Annotated in this window: 10 protein-coding genes; 9 read left to right on the forward strand and 1 reads right to left on the reverse strand. The window is 60.0% G+C overall.

The features are described from left to right. Positions 1-3: 3 nt before the first annotated feature. The gene (locus tag JTJ32_RS06455; RefSeq protein ID WP_099230710.1) at positions 4-888 is read right to left on the reverse strand and encodes a LysR family transcriptional regulator; all 885 of its coding nucleotides are present in this window, start codon (positions 886-888) and stop codon (positions 4-6) included. A gap of 213 nt (positions 889-1,101) precedes the next feature. Between JTJ32_RS06455 and speB the strand changes: the two genes are divergently transcribed. The 9 genes from speB to JTJ32_RS06500 all read left to right on the forward strand — a co-directional run bounded on the left by speB (position 1,102) and on the right by JTJ32_RS06500 (position 13,378). Then, entirely contained in the window at positions 1,102-2,061 is a 960-nt protein-coding gene (speB, locus tag JTJ32_RS06460) for an agmatinase (protein WP_210041475.1), read from the forward strand. Positions 2,062-2,192: 131 nt separating this feature from the next. Further along, a complete protein-coding gene (locus JTJ32_RS06465; RefSeq protein WP_184322851.1) occupies positions 2,193-3,707 on the forward strand; it encodes a purine-cytosine permease family protein in 1,515 nt (504 codons plus the stop codon). 42 nt (positions 3,708-3,749) lie between these two features. Further along, entirely contained in the window at positions 3,750-4,610 is an 861-nt protein-coding gene (locus JTJ32_RS06470) for a sugar phosphate isomerase/epimerase family protein (protein WP_184322727.1), read from the forward strand. After that, a complete protein-coding gene (locus JTJ32_RS06475) occupies positions 4,607-5,644 on the forward strand; it encodes an isopenicillin N synthase family dioxygenase (RefSeq protein WP_210041476.1) in 1,038 nt (345 codons plus the stop codon). Before JTJ32_RS06470 ends, JTJ32_RS06475 begins: the two co-directional genes overlap by 4 nt. Before the next feature lie 32 nt (positions 5,645-5,676). Continuing rightward, on the forward strand, positions 5,677-6,471 hold the full coding sequence (locus tag JTJ32_RS06480) for a transporter substrate-binding domain-containing protein (protein WP_184322725.1): 795 nt from the start codon (positions 5,677-5,679) through the stop codon (positions 6,469-6,471). A 262-nt stretch (positions 6,472-6,733) separates the two neighbouring features. After that, the gene (locus JTJ32_RS06485; protein WP_099230828.1) at positions 6,734-8,251 is read left to right on the forward strand and encodes an amino acid ABC transporter permease/ATP-binding protein; all 1,518 of its coding nucleotides are present in this window, start codon (positions 6,734-6,736) and stop codon (positions 8,249-8,251) included. Beyond that, a complete protein-coding gene (locus tag JTJ32_RS06490) occupies positions 8,248-9,849 on the forward strand; it encodes a 5-guanidino-2-oxopentanoate decarboxylase (RefSeq protein ID WP_210041477.1) in 1,602 nt (533 codons plus the stop codon). The genes JTJ32_RS06485 and JTJ32_RS06490 overlap by 4 nt, the downstream gene beginning before the upstream one ends. A 57-nt stretch (positions 9,850-9,906) precedes the next feature. Then, positions 9,907-11,334: an aldehyde dehydrogenase family protein gene (locus JTJ32_RS06495; protein ID WP_210041478.1), complete on the forward strand. Its 1,428-nt coding sequence runs from the start codon at positions 9,907-9,909 to the stop codon at positions 11,332-11,334. 946 nt (positions 11,335-12,280) lie between these two features. Beyond that, positions 12,281-13,378 (forward strand): hypothetical protein, encoded by a 1,098-nt coding sequence (locus JTJ32_RS06500; RefSeq protein ID WP_236059204.1) that lies wholly within the window; start codon positions 12,281-12,283, stop codon positions 13,376-13,378. Positions 13,379-13,401: the final 23 nt, after the last annotated feature.

The raw sequence follows: 13,401 nt of genomic DNA on the forward strand, positions 1-13,401 counted from the left end.
CCGCTAGAACCAGGTTTTCAGCCTGTCCCTGAAGCTTTGAATCAGAGGCTCTTTCGCACGCCCGCGTCGCAGTGCCAGTGAAAAGGGTGCCTGATGACCGAATGTGGTGGGCAACAACACTTTCAGGCGCTTCTGGTCCACCCAGAACTGCGCGTAGTGCTCTGGCAGATAGCCGATGTAGGCGCCGGACAACACCAGAATCAACTGCGCCTCCATCGACTCCACGGTCGCTGCGCTGTCCTTGAAGCCGTGACGAGCCAGTTCGGCCTGGCTCCAGTAACCACGCCCGACCATGCGCTGCTGGGTGATGACTTCTGCCGGGATGCGCCGCTGCTCGAACAGCTCGTGTCGGTCACTGCAGTACAGCCAGTGCTGCTCGCGGTACAGCGCCTGGTACATCAGACCGTTCATGCGAGTCGAGAAGGAGCCAATGGCCAGGTCCACTCGGTTTTCCAGCACACCCAGTTGCAGTTGCGCGGGGCTGAGCACCGAAAGGTGCAGGTGAACCGCCGGGTGCTCCTTGCTGTAGGCACCAATGACCTCGGCCAGTGGCAATGCCGGATCGCTGACCGTGGAGTCCAGCACACCCAGATTGAGCGTGCCGCGCAGTTCGCCCTTGAGCGCCGCGCTGTAGCGTTCGAACCCTTCAAGCTCTGCCAGAAGTCGCAGCGTCTCCTGATGGAAAAGCTCACCTTTACTGGTCAGGTTGAAACCGCCACGCCCCCTGTGGCAGAGCACCAGCCCCACATGGGTTTCGAGCTGACTCATGTAAGTGCTGATCGCTGATGTGGAAAGATTGAGCTCCTGTTGCGCTGCCGCGAACCCTTGATGGCGCACCACGCTGGCGAAAATGCGCAGCAGTTTCAGGTCGGGCAGGGCAGAGGACATGGGCGCTCCGTGGGCAGTCGTTGATTGCGCGGCTGAGCTTGTTACGCACGTCAGCCGCCGTGTGCGGCGCACATCATGCCTGTCAAAACCGGCCGACGACAATCGCCAATAGTTTCGAAATCTCTGAACTAAGTATTTGCTGGCAGCGATTCTTCTGGCTACAGGCCGTCACCAGAATGGCCTCACATTTATCGGAACAACGTGAGGCCCTTCGTGGACAAGACTTTCCACCAGCCACTGGGCGGTAATGAGATGCCGCGTTTCGGCGGTATCGCCACCATGCTGCGCCTGCCCCATGTGCAAGCCCCGGAAGAACTGGACCGCCTGGACGCCGCCTTCGTCGGCATTCCGCTGGATGTCGGCACGTCGCTGCGACCCGGCACGCGTTTCGGGCCACGCGGAATTCGCGCCGAGTCGGTGATGATCCGCCCGTACAACATGGCCACCGGCGCTGCACCCTTCGACTCGCTGAATGTGGCCGATATCGGCGACGTGGCGATCAACACCTTCAACCTGCTGGACAGCGTGCGCATCATTGAAGAGGCGTACGACCGCATTCTCGGCCACGGCATCATTCCGCTGACCCTGGGCGGCGATCACACCCTGACCTTGCCGATCCTGCGCGCCATTCACAAGAAGCACGGCAAGGTCGGGCTGGTGCACATCGATGCCCACGCCGACGTCAACGATCACATGTTCGGCGAGAAAATCGCCCATGGCACGACCTTCCGCCGCGCGCAGGAAGAAGGCCTGCTCGACAGCGAGCGTGTGGTGCAGATAGGTCTGCGTGCCCAGGGTTACACCGCAGAGGATTTCAACTGGAGCCGCAAACAGGGCTTCCGTGTGGTGCAGGCCGAGGAGTGCTGGCACCAGTCACTTGCACCGTTGATGGCTGAAGTACGCGAAAAAGTCGGCGGCGGGCCGGTGTATCTGTCGTTCGACATTGATGGCATCGATCCCGCATGGGCACCCGGCACCGGCACGCCGGAAGTGGGCGGCCTTACCACCATTCAAGCCCTTGAGATCATTCGTGGCTGCCACGGCCTGGACCTGATCGGTTGCGATCTGGTGGAAGTGTCGCCGCCCTATGACACCACCGGCAACACCTCATTGCTGGGCGCCAACCTGCTGTACGAAATGCTGTGCGTGCTGCCGGGCGTAGAGCGCCGTTGAGCCCCGTTGTGACCGAAGAATAAACAGATCGACCCTCCGTCCGGGGTAACGGGCGGCCATAAAGGGTCAGCGTGCCTGCGCTGGCCTTACAACAACCGTGACAGGTGCTGGAGCGACACATGAGCCATTCGATGCGTGCCGAAAAACCCGACAAAACCCGAATCGAAACCTGGGGCGTCGAGCAGATCCCCGACAGCCAGCGCCATGCACGCCCGCTGGATTTGTTTCGCCTGATTTTCGGCGGTGCCAATACCTTTTCAACAGCGGTGCTGGGCAGCTTCCCGGTGCTGTTCGGGTTGTCGTTTCAGGCCGGGTTCTGGTCGATTGTGCTCGGTGTGATGATCGGCGCGCTGATCCTCGCCCCCATGGGCCTGTTCGGTGCGCTCAACGGCACCAACAACGCGGTCTCGTCCGGGGCGCATTTCGGGGTGCATGGACGCATCATCGGCTCATTTCTGTCGCTGCTGACGGCCGTGGCGTTCTTTTCCCTGTCGGTGTGGAGTTCCGGTGACGCGCTGGTCGGCGGTGCACAGCGTCTGGTCGGCCTGCCGGAAAATGACCTCAGTCTGGGGCTGGCCTACGGCTTGTTCGCCATATTGGTGCTGGTGGTGTGCATCTTCGGCTTCCGCTTCATGCTGTGGGTCAACAAGATCGCGGTCTGGGCGTCGAGCGTGCTGTTTCTGTTGGGCATCTTCGCGTTCGCCGGACCGTTCGATGCGGGCTACGCAGGCAGCGTCAATCTTCAACAGCCGGGATTCTGGGCAGCATTTGTGGGGGCTGCGCTGCTGGCGATGAGCAATCCGGTGTCGTTCGGCGCTTTCCTGGGCGACTGGTCACGCTACATCCCGCGTGAAACGTCAAAGACGCGGATCATGCTCGCAGTGCTGGCCGCGCAGGCCGGTACCTTGATTCCCTTTCTGTTTGGCCTGTGCACGGCAACGCTGGTGGCCAGCCAGGCACCGCAATACATCGAAGCCAATAACTATGTCGGCGGGTTGCTGGCGATTTCACCGGGCTGGTTCTTCCTGCCGGTGTGCCTGATTGCCGTGATCGGCGGATTGTCCACCGGCACCACCGCGCTATACGGCACCGGTCTGGACATGTCGAGCATTTTCCCACGCCTGCTCAGCCGTGCCGGAGCCACCTTGCTGATCGGCATTGCCGCCATTGCCTTCATCTTCATTGGCCGTTTTACCTTCAATCTGGTGCAAAGCGTGTCGACCTTCGCCGTGCTGATCATCACCTGTACCAGCCCATGGATGGTGGTCATGATTCTGGGCCTGATCACCCGCCGTGGCTTTTACCACGCCGACGATCTGCAAGTGTTCACCCGGGGTCAGCGGGGCGGGCATTACTGGTTTCACCACGGCTGGAACTGGCGCGGGCTGGGTGCCTGGATTCCCAGTGCGGCGACAGGTCTGTGCTTCGTCAACTTGCCAGGACAATTCGTCGGACCACTGGGCGAACTGGCTGGCGGCATCGACGTCAGCCTGCCAATCACGCTAGGTCTTGCGACGCTCTTGTACCTCACCTTGCTGCGCACCTTTCCCGAGCCTGCCGGGGTTTATGGCCCAAGAGGCGCCCACCCGATGCTCGGCCGCAAGGCGATGAGCAATGGGGTGCAACCGGCTTCCGTCCACTCGTGATCGGTGCTGCGCCCCAGCAGGCGCAGACGATGAGGCATGCCCATGAAACTGGAACTCTTTCGAACGTTGTGGGGTTATCGCGGGACCTGGCAGCAGGCGCTGGATGAAGCGCGAGCTGCGGGTTTCGACGGACTCGAAGCCCGCATCCCCGAACACCGAGCGGAGCGTGGCGCGTTCGCGGCCTTTCTGCGTGACAACCAGGTGCCGTACATCGCGATTCTGTTCACCTCCACACCTGTGCTGCCGGCGCAATCCGCCACGCCCGCCGAGCATCTGGACGACTTCGCCCGCAAGTTGCAGCTCGCCGCAGAGCTTGAGCCGCGCTTCGTCAACGTGCTGGCCGGTAACGACCGCTGGCCCTTGGCGCAGCAAGTGGATTTTTTCGGTGAGGCGCTGCAGATTGCCGCTCGCAGCGGCCTTGCATGCAGCTTCGAAACCCACCGGGCGCGGTCGCTGTTCAATCCCTGGCTGACCCTGCAATTGATCGAGCAAGTACCGGACCTGCGTTTTACCAGCGATATCAGCCATTGGGTGGTGACGTGCGAACGCCTGTTGAACGATCCGGCTGACGATCTGCGAGCCTTTGTCGAGCGTGTGCACCACATTCAGGCGCGGGTCGGTTATGACCAGGGCCCGCAAGTACCGCACCCGGCAGCGCCCGAGTATGCCGACGCACTGGCGTTTCATCAGCAGCACTGGGCCGACATCTGGAAGTCCCAGCAGGCGCGAGGCTACACCGGCACAACCATGACCCCGGAGTTCGGCCCCGACGGCTACCTGCATCACCTTCCGTTTACCGACGTGCCGATCGCCGATCTATGGAGCCTCAATGCCTGGATGGGCCGCACCGAGCGCGAGCACTTCAACACTGTCGTCAATTCATCCACGAGGCCGCTGTCATGAGTGAACGTCCTGCTTTCACGCAAATTCCCGTGGTCGATATTCAGAGGCTGTTCAGCGAGCGCCTCGAGGACCGTCAGGCAGTCGCTCAAGCGCTGGGCGAGGCCGCCCGCCACGTGGGCTTTCTGTACATCACCGGGCACGGTATCGAACCTGCGCTGATCGACAACCTGCACCGCGCCGCCGAGCAGTATTTCAGCCAGCCGATCGACGCCAAGATGCGTCATTACATCGGTGCCTCGCAGACTCACAAGGGCTTCGTGCCTGAAGGCGAAGAGGTGTACGGCACGGGCAAGCCGGATCATAAAGAAGCCTTCGATGTCGGTTTCGAAGTGCCCGCCGACAATCCGATGGTGGTTGCAGGTACACCGTTGCTGGGTCCGAATGACTGGCCGACACTGCCCGGATTTCAGGCCGCCGTGCAGGCCTACTATCAGGCTGTGTTCGCCCTGGGACACCAGCTGTTTCGCGGGTTTGCTCTGGCACTGGGCCTGGACGAACACTATTTCGATGAGATGGCCTGTTTCCCACCGTCCAAACTGCGCCTGATTCATTACCCGTTCGACGCCACAGCCGAAGACGCACCGGGCATCGGCGCGCACACCGACTACGAGTGCTTCACCATTCTCAAGGCCGATCAGCCGGGGCTTGAAGTCATGAACGAAAAGGGCGAGTGGATCGATGCGCCGCCGTTGCCCGACGCTTTTGTGGTCAACATCGGCGACATGCTCGAAGTCATGACCAGCGGCACTTTCGTGGCCACCGCGCACCGGGTGCGCAAGGTCAGACAGGAGCGCTATTCCTTCCCGCTGTTCTACGCCTGCGACTACCACACCCTGATCAAGCCGTTGCCGCAGTTCGCTGGCGACGGAGAGGGCTACGAGGAAATCGCCATTGGCGAACACATGTGGGCCCAGGCTTTGCAAACCTATCAATACCTTCGCCAGCGCGTCGCCAGCGGGCAGCTTGCCTTGCCGGAACGTGCCAGAAAGCCATCAAGCTTCGGGCACCTGAAAAACCAGAGCGTGACTTCGTGACCTGCCGTTTCCCTCAATCTGGAATGACTACTATGCAAAACACCACGCTTTCGCGCTTTGCCGCTTCGGTTCTGGGTCTGGCCCTGTTTACCGGTGCCGTTCACGCAGCGCCCACGGCAGCACCAGGCACGCTCAAGGTCGGCATGGAGATTTCCTACCCGCCGTTCGAATCCTACGACGGCGACAAAGTCGTCGGGTTCGACCCTGATGTCTCCGCTGCACTGGCAAAACAGTTGGGCGGTCTGAAAGTAGAGTTTGTCGACACTCGCTTTCCGAACCTGATTCTGGGCCTGAACGCCAACCGCTTCGATACCATCATTTCGGGCATGTACATTACTGACGAGCGCACCAAGCAGGCCGAGGCGATCCCTTACGCGCAAGTCGGTGCCGCCATCATGGTGCGCAGCGACAACACGGCAAAGCCCCAGCAGCCCGAAGACCTGTGCGGCATGAAAGTCGGCCTGCAACAGGGCACCAACTGGATCAATCAGCTCAAGGCCGTGTCTGCCGATTACTGCGCCAGGCAGAACAAGGGCGAGATCGCCATCAGCGAATTTCCGACCACTGCCGAGGCGTCCCAGGCATTGATGTCCGGCAACATCCAGGCGCACCTGGAAATTTCTGCGGCTGCCCAGATGATCATCGACAAGGCCCGTGGACGCATTCTGATCAGCTCGCAGAAAGCGTTGTATCCACAAACGCTGGGTATCTACGTGAAGAAAGGCAATACCGAACTGACGGAACAAATGCGCAGCGCAGTGGATGCGTGGAAGAAAAGCAGCGAGTACAGCGAGATGCTCAAGAAGTACAACCTTGAGCCTGCGTGAAGCGATGGTGCTGTGTTTCTGAAACAAATGGGGCGCACAGCCAATAGTCCACTCTGGAAGGCGGCTTGCCGGCGATGCAATGTTTCAGGCGACTGTGCAGTGACTGCACTGACGCCATCGCCGGCAAGCCGACTCCCGCAGGAACTCTTCTTCAACGGGTTGCGCGTTGTCAGGTGAGCAGTCTGAAGCTGCTTCGCGCCCTCAGCAGGTCGCCTTCACAGCAATACCGGCCATCACCTTCACCCGCTGCACCGAGGTCAACATGGCATTCGATTGGGCTTATTTTTTCTCGCTGTTTTCGTTTTCCGCTTTCTGGAAAGCCTGCCTCACGGTGGTTCAGCTGAGCACGCTGGCATGGACGCTCGGGCTTGCGCTGGGCTTTATGCTGGCCAGCGCCAAGCTGTCCAGCCACGCCTGGCTGCGCCTGCCCGCACATTTTTATGTGTGGCTGTTTCGCAGCATCCCGTTATTGGTGTTGCTGGTGTTCGTCTACAACCTGCCGCAGCTCTTTCCATCGACCGGCAGCGTGTTGTCGCAGCCGTTCTATTCAGGGCTTATCGCGCTGGTGCTGACCGAGACCGCGTACATGGCAGAAATCCATCGAGGCGGCCTGCTGTCGGTGCTCAAGGGCCAGCGTGAAGCGGCCAAGGCGCTGGGTATTCGCGGGCTTGGCGCGCAGCGGCTGGTGATCATTCCGCAGGCCATCCGAATCGCCTTGCCGACGCTGACCAACGAATACGTGACCATCGTCAAACTCACCTCGTTGGTATCGGTCATTTCCCTGAATGAATTGCTGCTGGTGGGCCAGCGCTTGTATGCACAAAACTTTCTGGTGCTGGAAACCCTCGCCGCGGTTGCCGTGTATTACGTGCTGATCGTCACCGTGTTCGGCTGGCTGTTGCAGTGGGCCGAACGGCACCTGGATCTGTCGCGCAAGACCGCCCGGACGCTGGAGGACAGTCAGGCCGCCGCGCTGCGTCAACCCATTGCAAAGGGCAAAACTGCTGTCCAGAAAATACCCGGACAACCGGATGCGTTGCTGTTGCGCGGCATTCACAAGCGCTATGGCAATCATGAAGTGCTCAAAGGCATCGACCTGACCGTTCGCCCCGGCGAAGTGATTTCGATCATCGGGCCTTCAGGCTCCGGCAAGACCTCGCTGATTCGTACAGTCAACAATCTGGAGAGCATCGACAAGGGCGAGATCGTGCTGTTCGGCAACGACTTTATTGCCGCCGGCAAGCACCCGGAGTCCCCGGTGATCCGCCAGGGTATTCGGCGCATCGGCATGGTGTTCCAGAACTTCAACCTGTTTCCGCACCGCACCATCCTCGACAACGTGATTCTGGCCCCGCGTTACCACGGACTGGCCAGTACCCGTGAACTGCGCCGCAAAGGCCACGCGTTGCTGGACCGGGTGGGCTTGCTGGCCCACGCCGACAAGTACCCGCATCAACTGTCGGGCGGCCAGCAACAGCGGGTTGCCATTGCCCGCGCACTGGCCATGGAACCCGACATCATGCTGTTCGACGAACCGACCTCAGCACTCGACCCGGAACTGGTGGGCGACGTGCTCAATGTCATTCGCGACCTGGCAGAAGAGGGCATGACCATGCTAATCGTGACTCACGAGATGGATTTCGCGCTGTCGATTTCCGACCGCATCGTCTTCATGGAAAACGGTTATGTGGCGGCCGACGCTTCGCCAGCGCAGATCCGCAGCGAAGGCCATGAGCGGGTGCGCCGCTTCATCGGCCTGGAACAGGAGGCGATGGCATGACCACGTGTGGAGCGTTTCTCGTCACACAACTGCAAGCCTGGGGCGTTGACACCGTGTTCGGTATTCCCGGCGTGCACACCGTCGAACTGTATCGTGGTCTGCCTTCCAGCAGCATCCGTCACATTACCCCACGTCATGAGCAGGGCGCCGGCTTCATGGCCGACGGGTATGCGCGGGTCAGCGGAAAACCCGGCGTGTGTTTCATCATCACAGGCCCGGGCATGACCAACATCCTGACCGCGATGGGCCAAGCGTACGCCGACTCGATTCCGATGCTGGTGATCTCCAGCGTCAACGAGCGCTCGCGTTTGGGCCTGGGTAACGGCTATTTGCACGAACTGCCGGATCAGCGCGCCATGGTCGCGGGCGTCAGTGCATTCAGCCATACCCTGATGGACGTTGATGAACTGCCTGACGTTCTGGACAGGGCGTTTGCCGTGTTCGACAGCCAGCGACCGCGACCGGTGCACATCGAATTGCCGCTGGACATCATCACTGCAGTTGCCGATCACTTGCCGGTGCGCCCACGTAGAGTGGTCGCCCGCCCAGCGCCCGACCCTGCAGCGATTCAAGAAGCCGCTGCACGTCTTCTTCAGGCCAAACGGCCACTCCTGCTGCTGGGCGGTGGCTGCGTGGACGCCGTGACCGAGGCAAGCGAGCTGGCCTCACGTCTTGACGCCCCGACAGCGCTGACCATCAATGCCAAGGGGCTGCTGCCCGGCGATCATCCGTTGTTGGTCGGCAGCAACCAGTCACTGATTCCGGTTCGAGACTTGTCGCTGAACGCCGATGTGGTGCTGGCGATTGGCACGGAGCTGGGCGAGACCGATTACGACGTCGTGTTCGACGGTAACTTCCGGATTGGCGGCGAGCTGATTCGTATTGATATCGATCCTGCGCAACTGACCCGCAACCATGCACCATGCCTTTCGATTGTCAGTGATGCGCGGCAGGCCATGAAAGCGTTGCTGGACCTCTTGCCGCCTCGTGATGCCCGTCCCGACAGCCCCGGCTCGCAACAGGCCGCCGAGGCTCGAAGACAGCTGTCCGAAGATTTCAGCGCATGGGCGCATTACCGGCGATTGTTCGAATGCATCCTTGAGGTGCTGCCTGACGCACGCTTTGTCGGTGATTCGACCCAGACCGTCTACAGTGGCAATCATCTGGTCGATCTCGACAGCCCACGGCGCTGGTTCAACGCATCGACCGGCTACGGCACGCTGGGTTATGGCCTGCCAGCCGCCATCGGCGCGAAGCTGGCTGATCCGACGGTGCCTGTGATCAGCCTGATGGGAGACGGGGGCATCCAGTTCACGCTGCCGGAGCTGGCCAGCGCCGTGGAAGCGCGAGTCGGGATTGTCGTGCTGCTGTGGAATAACCAGAGCTACGGCGAAATCAAGCGCTACATGGAGCGCCGCGACATCACTCCGCTGGGCGTGGACATCTATACACCGGACTTTCTGACCATCGCCCGAGGCTTTGGCTGTATGGCCGAACGCGCCCGTGATCATGCACACCTGCAAACCCTGTTGCGCGAAGCGCCAGGCGACCGGCCGTTGATCATCGAAGTCAACGAAGCTCCGCCATTTGCCCCCTGAGCGCCGAAATATCGGCCTTTGCAAGGGCCTCCGCCCATTTTCGAGGAGCAGTGCTCAATGAACACTCCGCATTACATCAACGGTCAGTGGCAGGCAGGCGAGGGCAACGATGTCCTCACGGTTTACGATCCTTCCCTTGGCGAACCGTTCGCAGAGCTGGTTTCGGCGAGCCCTGCGCAGGTCGATCAGGCCGTGACAGCGGCGCGTGCTGCGTTACCCGCCTGGAAGGCAACGACCGTCACTCATCGAGCTGCTGTGCTGCGCGGCTTTGCCGTGCAACTGTGTCAGCGCCGCGAAACATTGATCGAATTACAGATGCGCAACAACGGCAAACCTCGCCATGAAGCCGAGGTGGATCTAAACGATGCGGTGGCAACCTTCAATTACTACGCCGACCTGATCGAGACCCAGACTTCCCATCGCGATGTGCAGTTGCAAGTACCCGGTTTCACTTCACGCACACGTCTTGAAGCCGTGGGCGTCGTTGGTCTGATCGTGCCGTGGAATTTTCCGCTGGTGACCAGTGCATGGAAACTGGCCCCGGCCCTGGCGGCAGGCTGCACTGTGATCCTCAAGCCCTCGGAGACAACCCCACTGGCCGAGCTGGCGTACGCGCAGATCGCCGAACAGGTGGGTTTGCCGACGGGTGTACTGAACATCATCAACGGCAAGACCGAAACGGGGGCGGGGTTAAGCGAACACGCGGGTCTGGATAAGCTTTCTTTCACCGGCAGCAACGCTGTGGGCGTTCAGGTGATGCGCAGCTCGGCGGCATACTGTCGGCCAGTGACACTGGAACTGGGCGGCAAATCGGCGTTTATCGTGTTCGACGACTGCGACCCGGATCAGGCCGTGGAGTGGATCGTTGCCGGTATCTGCTGGAACGCCGGGCAGATGTGCTCGGCTACTTCGCGTTTGCTGATTCAGGACGGCATCGCCGAAGCGCTGATTCCGCGCCTGCAGACGGCTTTTCAGAACATGCGTGTGGGCAACCCTGTGAGTGGCGAAGTGGACATGGGCCCGCTGACCAGTCAGGCTCAATGGCGAAAGGTCCATCAGTACTTCGCGATCGCTGAAGAAGAAGGGCTAAGCTGTCTGGCAGGCGGGAAAGCAGGCCGGCAAGGGCAGGGCTGGTTCGTCAGCCCTACGCTGTACACCAATGTTCCGGATAGCAGCCGCTTATGGACTGAAGAGATTTTCGGCCCGGTGCTCTGCACCCGGCGTTTCAGCACTGAAGACCAGGCCATCGCCCTTGCCAACGACAGCCGTTACGGTCTGGTCGCCACGGTGGCCAGCGCAGACATCGAACGTGCCGAGCGGGTGGCCGACGCACTGGAGGTCGGCCACGTCTGGATCAATTCGATCCAGGCCGTGTTCGTCGAAACGTCCTGGGGCGGCCCCAAGGGCAGCGGCATCGGGCGTGAACTCGGGCCTTGGGGACTCGCGGCGTATCAGTCGGTCAAGCATGTGACGCGGCATGGATGAGTTTTTTCAGGAACACCACATCAAATGAATCAGCAGCGATACTGTTCTTTCCAGGGGGCAATGCAACCCGAGGCATAAGAGTCGACCAGGTCCTTGACCCGGCCGAAGAGATTTTTTCTTGGCAGGGTGCTGGCGGCTTTGGTATCTGACTGAAGCCAGGCTGCCGGTCACACAACCGTGTTGATCCCGGTTCTCTCCCTTAAAGCGGGACCTCAGCACGCCAACAATAGATCCTTAATGCCCTGATGACGTTTATTTCATGTTGGCTCACGTGTGCAGGCGCCAGCCTGTCCAGGGCGTTCCTTCACACTAAGAGCCTCACCGGTTTTTGTCATGGATCAATCCGCGAAATTCGATTGAATTGAGCGTTGACAGACAGGTGTGCTCAGCCCGCAAGGCACGTCACATCAAGCATTGGGCAAAAAGATCTTGAAGAGAAAACAGTGCTTCAACCAATAGAGCACTAATCTATTGGATCCGACAACGAATCCAAACACGTTTAACAGCTGCCATTGAATGATGATCGCCTTCTCTCTGTCCGGCGTAAAACCAATACAGGCAGGGGAATGACGTCCTCAATCTGTCATATCGACGACGTACCGTCAGTACGAATGTAAAGGTATATCTCCGATAACAGCGTCTACTGATGCACCCTCAATTTATTTAACAAGCAAGAGGGTGTTGATACGCATTTTTTTAGCCTGTTCAGGACGGAAACGTTATTGATATCGACGTATCTATAATTTTCCGCCAATAACTTAATCGTTGCAATTCTGTCGAACGAGCGTGTAACTGCGATGCAATCATCCACTGACCCACATGGACATTCATTATTCATGAGCGCACGTCGCCTATCGACTTTCGCACCTTTACGGAAGTCCGACTCATGACGGCATCCTGGACAATGGCCCTTGCGACAAGTGCAATGCTGAGTTCAGGCTTGGCAATGGCGGCGTTCTTACCTGTCAAGGATTCCACTGTTACCGTAGTGCTGAAATTCGTAAAGCGTGCAGACGGCCCCGGTGTTCAGTTCGTTCCGGCCAGTTGCGTCGCGTGTGAGCCGGTCACCGATGACTTGTGGAATGCCGACAACGCTCGCGAGACCCTCATTGCACTGAAAGTGCCTCGATCACGCACGCTGGAACTGGCATTTGGCGGGGCGGTCGCGAACATCTCCCGTGTCATTCTGGAGGCTGGCGACATTGCGTTCCGGCTTGACGGAAAGCACTTGATCGTTGCGCTCGCACCGCTTGCGGCAGATGCAATCACGGCCGCACAGGTCTCGACCCATATCGTCGAGCCTGGCATGGTATTGCGCCTTGAACATGCCGATCCGGCACGACGAGCCGGAGCCTATGCACAGGGCGAGTTTCCATCCCTTCAGCGTGCTGCGGCCAACGTATTGCAGTTCGCGCAGCGAGAGGTGGTCCGGGATCTGGACCTTGGCCGTTACGTGCAGCATCACGGGCTCGGTCAGATCCAGATCATGGGGTTCGACACCAACGCGCCGCACGGTCATGAAGATGCGCCGCCTCACGTGCACATGCATCTACGCTGGCCCGCCAACATCGGAACACAAATCGCGCATTACTACATCGGCCCCGACGGTCTTCTGACGCACAACATCGTGGGTGTGAAAGGCAGCGATGCCCCTGAACGGCGCTTCGAGCGCGGCGCTGCTTTCACCACCCTCGGCCCGGATGGTCAGCCGGTCTACACCCATCGAATCACGCCGCAGGGCTGGCTGCAGATCAGTCGGCCCGATGGCGAAATGTGCATGATCGTGCCTCTCGAACCAGAAGGGTCAGGCTTCGCGAGCGGGGCCAGCATTACCTGCTCCGATGGATTCCGACGCGTCTTGAAGGTCGACGATGACCTGCAGCAAGGGCGACTCAAGGTGAGCATCGACAGTGTCCAGGAGGTCTTTTCCTATGACCCGGATACCGGCGCTTTAACGTCTCCCACTCAACCACCTCCCGCACCACCCTCCGTGTATGTGGAAGCGATGGCAGGGAAGAACCTGCCACCGGCACTGCCCGACTGATGTGATACTCACCTGAAGGAGGT

The organism is Pseudomonas alliivorans, assembly GCF_017826695.1.
Classification (GTDB): Bacteria; Pseudomonadota; Gammaproteobacteria; order Pseudomonadales; family Pseudomonadaceae; genus Aquipseudomonas; species Aquipseudomonas alliivorans.